This window comes from Natrinema longum (assembly GCF_017352095.1).
Taxonomy (GTDB): domain Archaea; phylum Halobacteriota; class Halobacteria; order Halobacteriales; family Natrialbaceae; genus Natrinema; species Natrinema longum.
The window spans coordinates 153,819-169,216 of sequence record NZ_CP071463.1 but is presented as its reverse complement, the minus strand read 5'-3'; the positions used below and the strand labels follow the sequence as shown (position 1 = coordinate 169,216).

Genomic DNA, 15,398 nt, shown 5'->3' with positions numbered 1-15,398 from the left:
TCTCAGGTGTCGTCGCTATCGCCATGGAGATCGGCGTTCATACCCCAGTACTGGCCGACGAGTCGCTCGAAAGTATGCTCCCCTATCTCGACGGACTCGGTGTCGAAACGATCGAGCCCGGCGTCGGCGGGCATCCGGGGGAGGACCACCTCACGCGGTCCGAATACCTCGACGACGAGACCGAACAGGCCCAGCTCCGCGACCTGCTCGAGGAATACGACATGCGGATCAGCGCGCTCGCGACGCACAACAATCCCCTCCATCCCGACGAGGAGCGGGCCGAGGAAGCCGACACCGAGCTCCGCGAGGCGATCCGGCTGGCGGCCCAACTCGAGGTCGGGACCGTCACCTGTTTCTCGGGGCTCCCAGCGGGCAGCCCGACCGACGAGGTGCCAAACTGGATCACGGCCCCGTGGCCGCCCGAACACGCCGACGCGCTCGAGTACCAGTGGGAGCAGGCCATCGAGTACTGGGGCGAAATCGCCGACTACGCCGCCGATCAGGGGGTCGATATCGCGATCGAACTACACCCGAACATGCTGGTCTACGAGCCCCACGGGATGGCACGACTGCGCGAGGAGACCGGCGACCGGATCGGTGCGAACTTCGATCCCTCCCACCTCTACTGGCAGGGGATCACGATCAGCGACGCGATCCGGTACCTGGGCGAGCGCGAGGCGATCCATCACGTCCACGCCAAAGATACCAGGATCTACGACGCACAGGCTCGCGAGAAGGGCGTCCTGGATACGACCGCCTACGACGACGAACCGAACCGATCGTGGCTCTTTCGGTCGGTCGGCTACGGCCACGACGAAACCCACTGGAAGGATATCGTCTCGACGCTCCGGATGGTCGGTTACGACGGGGCCCTGAGCATCGAACACGAGGACTCACTGACCAGCTCTCGGGAGGGCCTCGAGAAGGCGATCGATCTCCTCGGGCGAGCGGTTTTCGAGACCGAGCCCGGCGACGCCTACTGGGCCGAGTGATCACTCCTCGATCCGCTCGTTGAGCGAATCGGGAGACGAGGGATCGAACACGTCGACGTCGCCGTGGGGTCGAACGACGACCTCGTACCCCTCGTACTCGAGTTCGACGACCGCGTTGCTGGCGGTTCCCGTGGTCGTGTCGAACAGCTCGTCGAGTGCCTCCGGATTGACGACCGTAAACAACGAGTCGTATGCTGGGGGTTCGATCTCGGTGACGTCGACACCTTCGCGTTCGGCGACGGCCTCGATGATGGCCTGGGACGGCGGCACCTCTCCGTCGGGCGTCGACGTTTCGTCCGGAGCAGACATACTAGCGCCTATGGAATTACAGGTAATAAGACTGATGCAACGGGTTACTCCGAGGCCTCGCCGCGGGCCCGCTCGAAGGTGTCGATCGCCCGCTCCCGTCGGTCGGCGTGGTCGACGATCGGTGCCGGATAGTCGGCCGCGATCCGCTCGCGCTCGGCCTGCTCGAGGTCGTGCCAGCCGTGGATGTCGTCGGCACTCGCGTCGGCGAGTTCCGGAACGTACTCGCGGACGTATTCGGCGTCGGGATCGTACTCGCGACCCTGTTTCATCGGGTTGAACACCCGGAAGTACGGCTGTGCGTCGGTCCCGGTCGAAGCCGCCCACTGCCACCCGCCGACGTCGTTTGCGGTGTCGTGGTCCGCCAACTTTCGCCGGAACCAGTCGTACCCCGCCCGCCAGTCGACCAGGAGATCCTTGGTCAGGAAGGCGGCGACGAGCATCCGCACGCGGTTGTGCATCCATCCCTCCGCGTGTAGCTGGCGCATCCCCGCGTCGACGATCGGGTAGCCGGTCTCTCCGGCCTGCCAGGCCGCGAGTTCGTCGGGGTCGTCGCGCCACTCGATCTCGTTTTCGTACCCGCTGAAGTTCTCGGCGACGGTCTCGGGATTGTATCGGAGGACGTGCGCGTAGAACTCCCGCCAGGCGAGCTGGCGCTGGAACGAACGGACGCTCTCGCGGGCGTCCTCGGACTCGGCGCGTGCCGTGGCTCGCTCCGTCGCCGCGTACAGCTCCCGTGGCCCGATCGTTCCCCACTTGAGATGTGGGGAGAGCCGCGAGGTGCCACCGGCAGCGGGATACTCGCGCTGGTCGGCATAGCGGTAGATCGGCCCCGAACAGAAGTCGGCGACCCGCTCTCGAGCCGCCGCCGTCGTCACCGTCGGCGGCGTCGCTTCGGGCTCGTCGAACCCCAGATCAGCAAGCGTTGGTATCGGTTCGCCCGACACGGCCGCGAGGTCCGTGGCGGCCGGCTCCTCGACCGGCGCTCGCTTGTCCCGATCGCGCCACTTCTTCCAGAAATAGGAAAACACCGAGTAGTGCTCGCCCTGATTCGGCGTAATCGATCCCGGTTCGTGATGAACGGCGTCGTGAACCGATTCGGATTCGATCCCGTCGTCCTCGAGTGCGTCCCGAACCGCCCGATCGCGGTCCCGAGCCAGACCGCTGTAATCCGCGTTCCAGACGACTGTGTCCGCATCGTACGCCGCTGCTCGCTCCGGGACGACCCGACTCGCCTCGCCACGACCGACGACGAGGTCGCTTCCCTGATCCCGGTACCACTCTCGGAGGGCATCGAGCGCCTCGAGCAGACACGCGACGCGGACCGGCGATGCATGCTCGAGGACGGTCGGATCGAGAACGAACAGCGAAACGACCGACTCGTCGCTCGCCGCGGCGCGGGCGAGCCCGCGGTTGTCGCTGGGCCGGAGATCCCGGCGGTGCCAGTGAACGATCACGGTCGAACTCGGGCACTCGAGAACCGAAAGCGTAGGGGCTAACGGCGAGCCAACGGCAGTGATTCGCCGACGGGAGCCGGACTGTGCGACGGCATCCGGCCCGAGCAACGGATCGTTGTATCGGTTATCGAGACAATAACGAACAGTGATATCAGCGTTCGAGCGATCATGGGCGGACGAGAGAGCCGGTCCGACACTACGACGCGATCGGCGATACGAAAGGCGTTCAGCGCGATCTTCCGCCGGAGCGACGAGCCGACGGTCATCGAGGAGTGCCGGCGCTGTGGGACGACGCTCGAGTCGACGATCTCCCCGTGTCCGTCGTGTGGCTGTCGCGACATCGTCGAGTACCGGATCGAGTGACAGCGACGGTCCGTCCTCGATCGCCGACGCCACGGAGGGGCGTTACTCGATCGGGATCCCGATCGTCTCGATCCCGTCTCGCCGTCCGTCGAGTACCGCGAACCGGTCGCCGCGGCGCGACTCGAGCCAGTAGAGGAGGCGCTCGGCCCACTCGAGTTTGCACGCTTTCGTCGGCTCGACGGCGGGATCGTCGAAATCCCAGCCGACGAACGAGAGGTGGCCGGCACCGAGGTGATCGGCGAGAAACGCCGCTCGATCGCCGTCGGTGAACCCGCCGACGTTACGGACCGGGCCACGCGGCGTGGTCTGGGTGGTCGGGAGCACGTACGCGTGGTCACAGTTCGGAACGACGGTCCGGATCGCATCGAGGTTGTCACCGTGCCCGTGGATCGCGACCGGGACGCCGTCCGTCGTGAGTCGTTCGACGGTGCCCGGATTCTTGTCGAGGTCGGTCACCATGCAGTCGGCGTCGATCCCGTGGCTCGCGAGCGTGTCGACGGCGGTCGACGCGGCGACGACGAACTCCGCCGCTCGTGCCCGCTCGAGGGCCCGATCGCTCTCGAGGGACGGGCCGGCACCCGCCACGGCGACGGTCGTGTCGGGTCCGATCGCCAGCTCGGTCGGATCGAACGACGCCTCCAGAAGGGATGCGAGGAGATCTCGCCCCCGCTCGTCGCCGGCCCGGTCGTATCCGAAGTCGTCGAGAATCGCCTCGTAGACGGGCTCCCACTCGTCGAACTCCATACTCGCTGCGTACTCGGTGCCCGGTCCGTTTGTGTGTTCGGTCTCCGGTGGGCCAGACGGCCCAGACGTCACTGGGCAACGTAAGAGCACAATAATTCCGTGTTGTGGGCCGGGATTCGCCTCCAAAGTACCCCTACCCGGGAGGCAGCCCGGCGTCCACTCCCTCCTTTCGAAGCATCCGGCATAAGCTTTCTCTTAACGCAGCAGCTTTGACAACTTCTCGCCGAGAGCGTCGATATCGTCGTTTTCGCCGGCAATTCGGGCTGATACGTCGGACACGGTTGTCGTCGATCCCATCAGCAACAGCCGTCCGTCAGACACGCGTTGGACAACCGCCCCGTGCTCGGCAGCGATCGAAATCAATCGATCGCTCGCGTCGGGATCGAGACCCTCGATCTCGAGGAGTTGACTCCGCCAGTCGTCGGCGAACGCGGGATCGACGCCCCGTTCCCTGAGCTGGGCCCGGAACTCGCGTGTCGAGGTGACGTCGAGTCGTGAGACGGTGATCCCGTCGGCCGTCGTGCGTGCCTGCTCGGTAAACGCCTTTCCGATCAGGGCTGCATCCCGCGTTTCGGCCACGTCGTGGGTCCGGATCACGTGTGCTCCCCGCTCGACGGCCATCGAGGTCGCTGCGAGACTGACCGGCAACCGCTCGTCGGTCTCACGGTCGGCGATTTCGCCCAGGAAGTTCTTGCGGTTGATCGAAACCAGCATCGGCCGGCCGAGCGCCCGGAACTCCCGCAGCCGGCGGAACGTCTCGTGGTCGTCGGCGACGGTCTTGGCTTCGCTCCAGCCGCCGAAGGCCGGGTCGACGATCGTCTTCTCGGTCAGCCCGTTCTGTTTCAGCGCCTCGTAGACCTGATCGACGTACGCCGCCTGCGAGGCCCACTCCGGCGACTTCCGGGAGCCCCAATCGGTTTCCTCGACGGCACCCGGTCGTTCGACGTCCGGCGGGCTCGCCATCTTCGCGACCGCGACGTCGTGGTCCTCACAGACGGTCGGCATCTCCGGGTCGGCGAACCCACAGATGTCGTTGACCATGTCGAACCCCTGGGAAAGCGCCTCGTCGGCCACCTCGGCGTACCGCGTTTCGATCGAGAAGACGGCGTCCCCGGAGACGCTCTCGATGGTCTCGAGCGCAACCGGAAGCCGCTCGAGTTCCTCGTCGGCCGAGAGCACGTCGAAACGCTTGTTCGCCGACTCGAGGCCGACGTCGACGATATCGGCACCCTCGTCGATCAGTTCCTCGTCGACGTAGCGGGCCGCCTCGCCGGGATCGTCGAAAACGCTCGGATCGTAGGGAGATTCCTCGCTGACGTTCAACACGCCCATGATTCGGGGCGGATAGTCGTCACCGATCCCCAGGCCGGCGGCATCGACGCTGTTCATACCCGGTCTGTGGAAGCGAGGCAAAAAGGTATCGCGGTTCCGGCGAATCGGGAACGCAGCGCGGGCGGGTACCGCCTCGACGGCATCCGTCGGCTAAAATCGGGTCGAGAGCGCACAGACACGGCCGTCCCGGAAGGTGACTGTCCGCGAGTTGCGTTTCACGGGCGTTCGTCCGACGGAAGCGTCCGTCCCGTTTCCGCTCGCTCCCCGAGGTCGATAGTCCCGTCCCGGGACTGGACGGAGAGACCGGTCTCGATCCAGCGGTCCCCGTCGATCGTCGTGACCGTCTCGTCGGTCAGTACGGGGCGGTCGAAATAGCCATCCATGAGTGCCGGCCCACTCACGGCGAGTTCGTCGCTGCCCCCTTCCTCGAGAACGCACGCCCGAACCCCCGGCAGCGACCGTCCGAGCCGTCCCGCTTCGACGTCGACAGGCGATCTGACGTGCGAGACGCCGATTTCCGGCAGCACACAGAGACGAACGGCATCGCCACCGTCACGGACCTCGGTATCGAGCGCGGTCGAGAGCGGCGTGACGACACGGAGTTCGCCTTCGTCGACGGACGGGTCGCTCGCTCGGAGCGCCCGGTACTGCTGTGGAGTCACGAACGTCCGCTCGATATCGGTCGTCACGAGCAACGAACGGATCGTTTCCGGATCCGGGTCCGGGATCGGATGATAGCTTCCGCCGTCGGTAAGTGTCGCGTTCGCCCCGTACATGAGTTCGATCGGGTTCGAGAGCGACAGCGCGCTGCGGTGTGACTCGAGCTCGCCGTCCGATTCGGTTGGCCCCAGCGTCGTTCCGACGTTGGCAGCAGCTCGCAAGGACGCGTGCGTGTAGACGACGGCGAGTGGGTCAGGAGCATCGCGTTCGAGGGACGCGATCAGGCCCGGCGAGTCGTCGGCACGGCGGACGACGTCGATCCCGGTGCGGGAGTTCGAGCCGTTCATGCCGTCGTTCTCGAGAAACGTCGACAGCGACACCCCCAGCCGTACCTCGTCGTCGACGATAACGGCGAGGCGCAACGATTCGCTACCGTTCAGAAGCGCCATGATGCGGCCCGAATCGGCGACGTGGGCCTTCGGTTCGGTTTCAGCCACGACGCGTTTGACGTCCCGATTCTCGGACGCTTCCGGAATCGTAACGGGGACACAGCCGGCTCTGAGCGTCCCGTAAACTGCGATGAGAAACGAGCGTGGATCGGAGAGGTGGACGGTAACCCTGTCGCCGGCAGTGAGCTCACTGTCTTGAAGGCCGCCCGCAAACGAGTCCGTCGCAGACCAGAGCTGCGAAAACGTCACCGGTTCGTCGCACTCCACCGCCGTCGCCGTCGTGTTCGTCATCGCTGCCGATTGTAATTCCCGTACGAAGTTCGTCATTGACTGATAATTGTAGATCGGACACGATGTTTATAAAAGTTCACTACTGCCGCGACTATGCAGCCGTTTGTTTTGTTATGCGGTTGGAAAACACATAAAATAGTGTTTTAGAAAGAGTGGGCGCTATAATAGAAAGTACTAAACTATCAACGGTGCACGACGGGGTTTACCCCCCGACCGCACGGGAGTGATTCGCCCGAGCACCCCGTCACCCCTCGTCCTCGAGGACGGCCAACCGGGAATCCCGCAGGAGGACCTTCTTGACGATCGAGGGGTTCTCGAGCAGCCGGTGTTTCGCGTGTGCGCCGCGACCGCGGCCACGTCCCTCGCGCTCGGACTGGATGACGTTGAGGAAGTTCTGTTCCTGAAGGATCTCCTGAACGCGGCGCTCGGAGAGCACGTCGAAATCGAGCCGGCGGGCGACCTCCTTGTACTGGTTGTAGATGATCTTCGTGGGGAACTCCTTTTCGGAGCTGTTTTCGGTCAGGATCGTCAGCGAGTAGAGGATCGCCTTGGCCTGCTGGGGAGAGCCCTCGATCAACTCGTTGAACCGGTCGGCCTCGGTCTTCTCCTTGGCGTCACGGACGTGATCCGCGGTGACCCGCGTGTCGTTTCGCTTCTTCGCGATGCGACCCGCGTTCCGGAGGATGTCGATCGCCTTGCGCGCGTCGCCGTGTTCCTGGGCGGCGAGGGCGGCGGTCAGCGGGATGACGTCGTCGGAGAGGACGCCGTCGTGGAAGGCGTCGCGGCGCTTCTCGAGGATCTCGACGAGTTGGTTGGCATCGTACGGCGAGAAGACGAGTTCGTCCCGCGAGAGGCTCGACTTGACGCGTTCGGAGAGGTGGTCCGGGAAGTCGATCTTGTTCGAGATGCCGATGATACCGATACTCGAGTCGGAAATCCGTCGGTTCTCGCCGGCTCGAGAGAGCTTGCGGAGTACTTCGTCGTCCTCGAGCATGTCGATCTCGTCCAAGATGACGATGGTGACGTCGGTACAGTGATCGATAGCCTGCCAGAGGCGCTTGTAGTAGTCACCGGTTCCGAGGCCCCGATCGGGGACGGTGACCCCGCTCGCGTCGGGTTCGTTGACGATCTGGGCGATCGTCTTGACGATGGAGGCTTCCGTGTTCTGTTCGCCACAGTCGATGAAGGCGTACTTGACCGTGATATCGTCGTGCTCGGCCTCGGTGATCACCCGCTGGGTGACCGATCGCGAGATGAGCGATTTGCCGGTTCCGGTCTTGCCGAAGATAAACAGGTGGTTGGGTTCGCTCCCGAAGATCGCCGGGTTCAGGGCGTCCGCAACCCGTTGCATCTGCTCGTCACGACCGACGATCCGATCCGGACCGGGCAGGTGCGTGATCTCGAGCAGGCGCTCGTCGGCGAAGACCGGATCGTCGTACCGAAAGAGCGGGTCTCGATCGTCGTTGGCGGACATTGCGGTACCCCGCCCCTTTCAACTCGATTAAAATAAAGATGTGGGGATCGATCGCGGATGTAAATACACCGTCAGAGGGACTCGAGTCGGTGACAACGGCTGTGTCACTGCTGCTAGTCCTCGACGCCCGTCTCGCGTTTCTAATAGTGCCGGCCACGACGGTCACACGCCGTCACACTCGAGACGTGAGCGGGCGGCAACGGCCTGTCGTCCGACGGTATACCCGCCGAGCGGGCCGGACTCGAGCCGGACACCCCCATCGCGGATGTAAGTTCCCCCTGTTCGGGCCGGTCGGACGGTTGTGGTGTCCGATACTCGGATCGGCCGCTCGTTCCGTCACCGAGGGCTCGCTTCCACGAAGTCGGCGTAAACCGACTCGAGAATGCGGCCAGCGACTGGTTCGGTGCTCCCGGATGGGGGCACACCCCCGTCGCGTTTGTAACGGTGAAAGGACGGGGGTGGGTGACGAGAATATCGGGTTTTTCGGGAGCAGAATCGCTCTCGAAGCCTGATTTACATCCGCGGGACGGGTGTGTTGTGAAACAGAGGCCCCACACGTAGTTCGGCTTACAAACGCGACGGGGGTGTGTCTCCCCTACCCACCCGGCCGATGTCACCGAACCCAGTGCGACGACGGTCCAGAAATCCGTCTCCGCCGTCGGTCCGTGACTCGCTTTGACCCGTGGTAAGATCTGGAGATCTAGTCTAGACTAGTTTAGTTCTAGTCTAGTAACGTTCTAGTATCTATATACTAGATCACGAACAAGACAGTTACAAAGAACGATGCAGCCGCCGAACGCGCTCTTTTTTGCGCTCCCGCTCTGCACTCCCGTTATGAACGATCTCCATCACGTCGTCCCCGTCCCGGCTGATCGCTATCGACGGCGTCGACATCGAACCGACGACACGCGAACCGACACGCACCGACTCTCGATCCCGTCGAAAACCCAATGAGCGACGACTCGTCCGAGACCGATGGCGTCACGAGTCGAACGGCCCCAGCCGTTGCCGTCGTCGACGCGCAATCGCCCGGCAACGTCGGCACCATCGCCCGCGCGATGAAGAACTTCGGCTTCACGGATCTCCTGCTCGTCGATCCGCCCGACCTCGACCCCGACGGCGAGGCATACGGGTTCGCCGGCCACGCTCGAGAGGACGTCCTCCCGAACGCCGAGGAGATCGAGTTCGATCGACTCGCCGACGCGTACCACACGATCGGCTGTACGGCAGTGACGAACGAGGACGATCGCAGCCACATGCGGTTTCCCTACTCGACGCCCGCCGATCTGGCCGAGCGGCTCCCGACCGTCGAGGCACCGACCGCACTCGTCTTCGGCCGCGAACGCGTCGGGCTGACCAACGAGGAACTCGCCCGGATCGACGAGATCTGCTCGATTCCCGCCAGCGCCGACTATCCGGTGCTCAACCTCGGACAGGCCGCCACCGTCACGCTCTACGAACTCCGGTCGCTGACGCTCGAGGAGACACAACTCCCCGACGTAGAGCGCGTTCGGGCCCCCGAACGGACGGTCGACCGCCTGTACGATCAGTGGGCCGCGCTCCTCGAGGAGATCAATCATCCCGAGGAGAAACGCGACAAGACGATGCGCATGCTCCGCCGCGTGTACGGCCGGGCCGATCTGACGGAACGCGAGGCGAACACGCTGTTGGGTCTCCTCCGCCGGGCGACGGAACGGCCGGCCGAAGACTGATGCCACGCGAACTGTCAACTTCCGCAACACAGGCCCGCTCGCCGGCCAGTACAGTAATACGTCCGCAGTAACCACGACCACGAGATGACGACACTTCGTCGACGGAGCGCACTGTCTCTCCTGAGTGGTGGACTGGCATTCCTCGCCGGCTGTTCCGACGCGTCCGACGGGAACGGCTCGAACACGACTGGTGACGGAAACGGTACCAACGGCGATGGAGAGTCGACCGACTCGATCGACGGCACCCTCCCGTCGTACGCCTCGATCCTCCCGACGACCGATCGCTCGGAGTACTTTTTCGGAGCGATCGACGTCGAGACGATGAGCACCCTGCTCGAGGACCAGGGCGCTCAGGCGGGCGCGGAACCGACCGATCCGCTCGTCGGCAACCCCGTCGTCGTCGCCCTTCTGTGCTCGTTCGGGCTCACCCAGCTCGGTTCCTCGGCCGGATTCGACGCGTACAACGATAACAACGAGACGGCCGACGGTGCGGAACAGTTCGTTTACGCTGACGGCGTCTACGCGCTCGTCGGATCGTACGACCGCGAGGGGGTCGCGACGGATCTCGAGGCCGCGGGCTACGCCCTCGAGACCGACGCGGAGGGGTACGCAGTGTACGCCGACAGCGGGAGCGACGAGGTCGTCGGGATCGCGGACGACGTGTACGCCTACTCGTATCCCAGCGACGGCGATTCATCGACCGATCCGGTCACGATCGTCGAGCGAACGGTTGCGACGGCAGCGGGGCAGCGGGAACCGAACCACGAGGCCGACGACGGCTTCGATCGGCTGCTTCGGCGCGGCGAGAACGACGGCATAACGTGCTGTCTGTACACCGATGCCGACGAATTCGACTCGGAAACGCTGTCGGACGATCAGGCGAGCGACGAGGACAGCTTACAGTTCGAGTTCGCGCCCTTCGAGGGTGCCTCCGGCGTCCACCAACAGCTCTCGGTTCCGGGCGACGGGAGCGCAACCGCACACGCCGTCGTCAGCTACGACAGCGACGACCTCGTCGACGAGGAGCGACTCGAGTCGGCGCTCGGAACGGAGGCCGAAACGGTCGAGTTCGGTACCGACGGTTCGACGGTCGAAATCGATGCCGAGTACGGCGGCGAATTCGCCCGCGAGTAGCCGCCGTCGCCGTCTACTTTCGGCTCGGTTTCGCGGGACCCGAGTCCGTCTCTTGGGAGTCCGTTCCCGACTGGTCGCGGTCTTTCGGGGCGGGTTCCGGCTGCGTCGCGAACCGTCCGTATTCGGTGACAGTCCCGATCCAGCCACAGTCGCTACAGCCGAACAGCCCCTGTCCATCGACCAGTAGCCCGCCACAGTCGGGACAGGTCGCCGAGGGCGGCAACTCGAGGGGCTCCGCGTCGCCGACCGAGCCCAGCGCGGTCGGGATCTCCCCGGTTCGGAGCGTAGCGATCGCCTCGTCGGTCGTATACGTTTCGTCGGTGGTCTCCGTCGAGTGGGGGAACACGCCGACCAGCTCGTCGTCGGCGTAGAGTTCGAGACACAGCAACGGCGTCACGAGCCGGTCTCTGGTCTCGCCGGTGACCTGCGAGGTCGTCGAGCGCTCCCGGAACGGCGGCCGGACGCTGACGCCGCGCTCGTCGGCCCACCGGACGAATCGCTCGTAGTTCGCGAGGACCTCCTGGTGGGGACTCTCCTCGGACAGCGCGACCTCCTTGGGCCAGCTCCGAAGCAATAGCTCGTCGATCGCCCCGTCCGACTCGCAGGCCTGGAGCGTCTCGACTTGTGTGTCGACCGGCTCGAGCAACAGCGGTGCGCGCACGTAACACACCGCAGTAAGGGACGTGTGTTCAGTTTCTCTCTGCATAGTCATCAGTCAGGTGGTCGGGCAACGTGTGTGCTAATAAATGTTTTTGACGGCGCATATATGAGCCGGGACGGGCCCGGGACCGACCGAACCGTCGGGAAGGTGGCGAAACAGTACCGCCAGCTCGCGATTGGGCCGATCACGGAGTCGTGGAGGACGCCCCTCCGAGAGCCGAGCGAAGCACGGACCGTAGCGCCTCGCGTTTGATCATGACGAAACCCGCGAGGATCGTCACCAGGCCGACCAGCGTGAGCGAATCGACGAGATATCCCAGCGCGACCCAGCTCACCCCCATCGCGACCACCGGCTCGGCGTAGCTGACGAGGATGACCTGCGTTGCGCCGGTTCGCTCGAGCAGTTCGAAGTAGAGGAAGAACGCGAACACGCCGGAGACGAGCGTCAGGTAGCTAAACGAGAGCACCGTCGCCGACGTCAGTTCGATCGCCGCGACCGACTCCCCGCGCAGGAACGCCCAGCCGAGCAACACGCCGGCCCCGATGAGCATCGCCCACGCCTGGAGCGTCTCGATCGGTAGCGCCGAGTCGATCGGGCGGACGAGGACGCTCCCGAGTGCGAACGCGACGGCCGAGCCGAACACGAGGGCAGCGCCGACGGTCACGTCGCTCCCGAGCGCGGCCGACGACGGCTGGACGACGGCGATCACGCCCACCAGACCGAGAACGAAGCCCGCGATCCCGGCGGGTGCCAGCCGCTCCTCCGGGAGCACCACGCCGGCGAACCCCGCCGTCAGGATCGGGGCCGTGCTGACGATCGTTGCCGCGACCGCGCCCGAAACGTACAGTTCGCCGAGATACAACAGTCCGTGATAGAGCGCGATGACGAACGTGCCGGCGACGGCAACGGCCGCCCATTCGCCCCGACCAGCCGGCCGAACCCGATCGTTCACCACGGCCGCGTATCCGAAGACGATCGCACCCGCGATCGCGTACCGAAAGCCGGCGAACAGGAGCGGCGGAACGTACTCGAGTCCGATCTCGATCGCGACGAACGAACTCCCCCAGCACAGTGCGAGTATCGAAAAGAGTACCGCTTCGCGGTACCCATCTGGAACCGAATCGAATGATCTCATACTCCATTCGAAAATCGCGGCCGTATTTAGATCCTTCTACAATCGAGCGGCGTTTTGAGAACTAAAAACCACACATATGAACGTATTTCGAATCTGCCACCGCTAAACGAGCTCTCGTTGGAGAAAAATCCAATTACATCGGTCGGAAAACACATGTCCGTCGGGGTCGAACCTCGTCCTATGGACGAACGCGACGTGCGCCTCCTCAAGGCGATCGCCGAACTCGAGACCGGGAGTCCCGAACGGCTCCACGAGGCGACCGACATTCCGATCTCGACGATCCACTATCGTCTCAACAACCTCCGGGAGGAGGGAATCATCGAGAACGACCGCTACGAGATCGATCTCGAGGCACTCGGGCTTGGCGTCACCGTCCTGATCGAGGTTCACGCGGACTACCAGGGCTCCTACGAGACGTTCGCGGATCGGCTCCTGACCGTCGAGGGGGTCACGAACGTCTACTTCACGATGGGTGAGACGGACTTCATCGTCGTCGCGCGCCTGAGCGACAGCGGCATGGTCGAACGCCTGATCGCCGAGTTCGAACAACTCGAGGGCGTCGAACGGACCGACTCGACGTTCGTCATCTCGGCGATCGAAGAACGGGACGCGCTCCAGAGCTACGAGTTAGAGACGCTGCTCGAGGAACTGACTGACGAGTGAAAATCGGTCCCAGCCCGATCGGGACCGGCGTTACGCTCGCTTCCGAATTTCCTCGCGCAGGAGTTCGCTCACGAGATCGCCGTCGGCCTTCCCGCGCAGCGCACCCATGCACTCGCCCATGAGCCCCGAGAAGGCCTGCATGCCCTCTTCTTCGACCTGACTCCCGTTTCGTTCGACGACTTCGACGACGGCCTCGCGAACCTCCCCCTCGTCGGCACCGCCGAGACCTTCCTCTTCGGCCGCTTCTTCGGGGGCTCGGTCCGGCGCTTCCGCCAGCGCCGTCAGCAGATCCCCCACGCCCTCGTTGGGGAGGTCGCCGTCTTCGACCATCTCGAGGACGCCGTTGAGGTGTTCGTCGGTCAGATTCTCGACGGGCACGTCGTCCCGGCGAAGTTCCGTCAGCGTCGACTCGAGCGTCGTCGCGGCCAGCGTCGGATCGATCCCCTCGGCCACGACGTCCTCGAACAGGGGCATGTACTTGCCGTAGGCGACCTGCTCGGCCAGCCCCTCGCCGAGATCGTACTCCTCCTGGTAGCGCTCGACCTTTTCGGTCAGCAGTTCCGGTTCGGGAACCTCGCTCGGATCCGGCTCCACGGGCGGCACGTCCGTCTCGGGGTACATCCGCGCCGCGCCGGGCAGCGGTCGCAGGTAGCGGGTCGTCCCGTCGTCGTTCGCGCCGCGGGTCTCCTCCGGAACGGCCTCGAGTGCGGTTTCCGCGCGCTCCGCGGCGGCCTCGATGGCGGATTCCGCGATCTCGGTCTCGGCGGCGACGATCGCGACGGCGTCCTCGGGACCGGCTCCGACCGCATCGCGCAGGGCCGCGACCTCGTCCTCCGTGACCCCGTATGCAGGTAGTTCGTCGGTGTGGAAGATCCCGCCCGCGCCGTGGCGTTTCGCGTGATCCGAGAGTTCGGTCCCGAGCCGGCGGTCGGGGGCGATCTCGCGACCCACGATCCCGTCGAAGCCATACAGCGGGACCGCCGTGACGGACCCACCGGCGTTCAGTGCCCCCGCAATGACGCCGCTGTCGGTGTCCTCGAAGACCTCGGTCACGTCCTCTACGTCCCCGACCGAGGCATCGCGATCCGCGAGTTCGTCCCGGATCTCGACCAGTTCGGCCTGTCGGGCGACCTCGTTGCGCACGATGTCGTCGATGTCGTCGAGGCTCTGGACGCCTTTGATCTCGACGCGAGCGCCGTCCTCGATGGAGACGTTGACGTCCTGACGGATCGTCCCCAGTCCACGCTTGACCTTGCCCGTCGAGCGCAGCAACATGCCGATCCGTTCGGCCGCCTCGAGGGCCTGTTCGGGCGAGGAGATGTCCGGACTCGTCCCGATCTCGACGAGCGGAATCCCCAACCGATCGAGGCTGTAGCGCACCCCGTCGTCGGTTTCTGCGACGCGCTGGGCGCTCTCCTCCTCGAGGAGCATGTCTTCGATCCCGACGGTCCCCTCGCTGGTCTCGATCTCGCCGTCGGTGGCGATCAGCGACGAGCGCTGGAAGCCCGTCGTGTTCGAGCCGTCGACGACGATCTTGCGCATGACGTGGGCCTGATCGACCGGCTTCATGTCCATCAGCTGGGCGACCTCGAGGGTCGTCTCGAGGGCCTCCTCGTCGAGTTCGTGGGGCGGCTCGTCGTCCTCCTCGACGAGACAGGTCGTGTCGTAGGCCAGGTACTCGAACTCGCGGTCGACTCTGCTCTCCTCGACGGCGGCGTCGTCGAGTTCGCCCAGTTCGCTCCGGGTGGGGTGGAGGTAGCGCGTAAACCGACGCGTCGACGCGTCGGGGTCGCGGAGTTCGGTCGGACACTGGCAGAATAGCTTCGTCGCCGTATCGAGTTGCTGGTGGATCTCCAGCCCGGCGACGAGTCCGAGGGCCTCGTAATCGTACTCGGTCATTGGCGGCCACTCGGTGGCGGAGGGGTAAAAAACCGTCCAGTCCGCCTCGCCGACCCCGTTCCGTCGGGAGTCCCGCTCCGCGTCGACCGGCACCGACTCGGTCGGTCCCACACCAGACGGACGGGT

At 64.9% G+C, this 15,398-nt stretch carries 14 protein-coding genes; 5 read left to right on the top strand and 9 right to left on the bottom strand.

The features are described from left to right. Nucleotides 1-23 precede the first annotated feature (23 nt). Complete coding sequence (locus J0X27_RS00810) at nt 24-992, top strand: sugar phosphate isomerase/epimerase family protein (RefSeq protein WP_207270616.1); 969 nt, start codon at nt 24-26, stop codon at nt 990-992. On the opposite strand, the gene J0X27_RS00805 is transcribed toward J0X27_RS00810, so the two are convergent. Together J0X27_RS00805 and J0X27_RS00800 are read right to left on the bottom strand one after the other, a co-directional pair. Then, nucleotides 993-1,301, bottom strand: a complete 309-nt coding sequence (locus J0X27_RS00805; RefSeq protein WP_207270615.1) for a HalOD1 output domain-containing protein — start codon at nt 1,299-1,301, stop codon at nt 993-995. A gap of 44 nt (nt 1,302-1,345) precedes the next feature. Beyond that, a complete protein-coding gene (locus tag J0X27_RS00800) occupies nt 1,346-2,755 on the bottom strand; it encodes a cryptochrome/photolyase family protein (RefSeq protein ID WP_207270614.1) in 1,410 nt (469 codons plus the stop codon). Nucleotides 2,756-2,923: 168 nt separating this feature from the next. Between J0X27_RS00800 and J0X27_RS00795 the strand changes: the two genes are divergently transcribed. Beyond that, a complete protein-coding gene (locus tag J0X27_RS00795; RefSeq protein WP_207270613.1) occupies nt 2,924-3,118 on the top strand; it encodes a hypothetical protein in 195 nt (64 codons plus the stop codon). 42 nt (nt 3,119-3,160) lie between these two features. On the opposite strand, the gene J0X27_RS00790 is transcribed toward J0X27_RS00795, so the two are convergent. From J0X27_RS00790 to J0X27_RS00775, 4 genes are all read right to left on the bottom strand, one after another. Beyond that, entirely contained in the window at nt 3,161-3,862 is a 702-nt protein-coding gene (locus J0X27_RS00790) for a 6-hydroxymethylpterin diphosphokinase MptE-like protein (RefSeq protein ID WP_207270612.1), read from the bottom strand. A 195-nt stretch (nt 3,863-4,057) separates the two neighbouring features. Further along, nucleotides 4,058-5,251, bottom strand: coding sequence for a dihydropteroate synthase (gene folP / locus J0X27_RS00785; protein WP_207270611.1), 1,194 nt, complete (start codon nt 5,249-5,251; stop codon nt 4,058-4,060). A 158-nt stretch (nt 5,252-5,409) separates the two neighbouring features. Next, on the bottom strand, nt 5,410-6,630 hold the full coding sequence (locus J0X27_RS00780) for an AMP-binding protein (protein ID WP_207270610.1): 1,221 nt from the start codon (nt 6,628-6,630) through the stop codon (nt 5,410-5,412). A gap of 208 nt (nt 6,631-6,838) precedes the next feature. After that, nucleotides 6,839-8,068 (bottom strand): Cdc6/Cdc18 family protein, encoded by a 1,230-nt coding sequence (locus tag J0X27_RS00775; RefSeq protein WP_207270609.1) that lies wholly within the window; start codon nt 8,066-8,068, stop codon nt 6,839-6,841. Nucleotides 8,069-9,018: 950 nt separating this feature from the next. Here J0X27_RS00775 and J0X27_RS00770 point away from each other — a divergent pair. Together J0X27_RS00770 and J0X27_RS00765 are read left to right on the top strand one after the other, a co-directional pair. Further along, complete coding sequence (locus J0X27_RS00770) at nt 9,019-9,780, top strand: RNA methyltransferase (protein WP_207270608.1); 762 nt, start codon at nt 9,019-9,021, stop codon at nt 9,778-9,780. 84 nt (nt 9,781-9,864) lie between these two features. Further along, nucleotides 9,865-10,914, top strand: coding sequence for a hypothetical protein (locus J0X27_RS00765; RefSeq protein ID WP_207270607.1), 1,050 nt, complete (start codon nt 9,865-9,867; stop codon nt 10,912-10,914). 13 nt (nt 10,915-10,927) lie between these two features. Here the strand turns inward: J0X27_RS00765 and J0X27_RS00760 are convergent, their stop codons facing one another. Both J0X27_RS00760 and J0X27_RS00755 read right to left on the bottom strand, forming a co-directional pair. After that, entirely contained in the window at nt 10,928-11,626 is a 699-nt protein-coding gene (locus J0X27_RS00760) for an HTH domain-containing protein (RefSeq protein WP_207270606.1), read from the bottom strand. A 133-nt stretch (nt 11,627-11,759) separates the two neighbouring features. Next, nucleotides 11,760-12,710, bottom strand: coding sequence for a DMT family transporter (locus J0X27_RS00755; RefSeq protein WP_207270605.1), 951 nt, complete (start codon nt 12,708-12,710; stop codon nt 11,760-11,762). Nucleotides 12,711-12,890: 180 nt separating this feature from the next. Here J0X27_RS00755 and J0X27_RS00750 point away from each other — a divergent pair, with 180 nt between their 5' ends. Next, nucleotides 12,891-13,373: an Lrp/AsnC family transcriptional regulator gene (locus J0X27_RS00750; protein WP_207270604.1), complete on the top strand. Its 483-nt coding sequence runs from the start codon at nt 12,891-12,893 to the stop codon at nt 13,371-13,373. A 30-nt stretch (nt 13,374-13,403) separates the two neighbouring features. Here the strand turns inward: J0X27_RS00750 and gatE are convergent, their stop codons facing one another. Further along, the gene (gene gatE, locus J0X27_RS00745; RefSeq protein WP_207270603.1) at nt 13,404-15,272 is read right to left on the bottom strand and encodes a Glu-tRNA(Gln) amidotransferase subunit GatE; all 1,869 of its coding nucleotides are present in this window, start codon (nt 15,270-15,272) and stop codon (nt 13,404-13,406) included. Nucleotides 15,273-15,398: the final 126 nt, after the last annotated feature.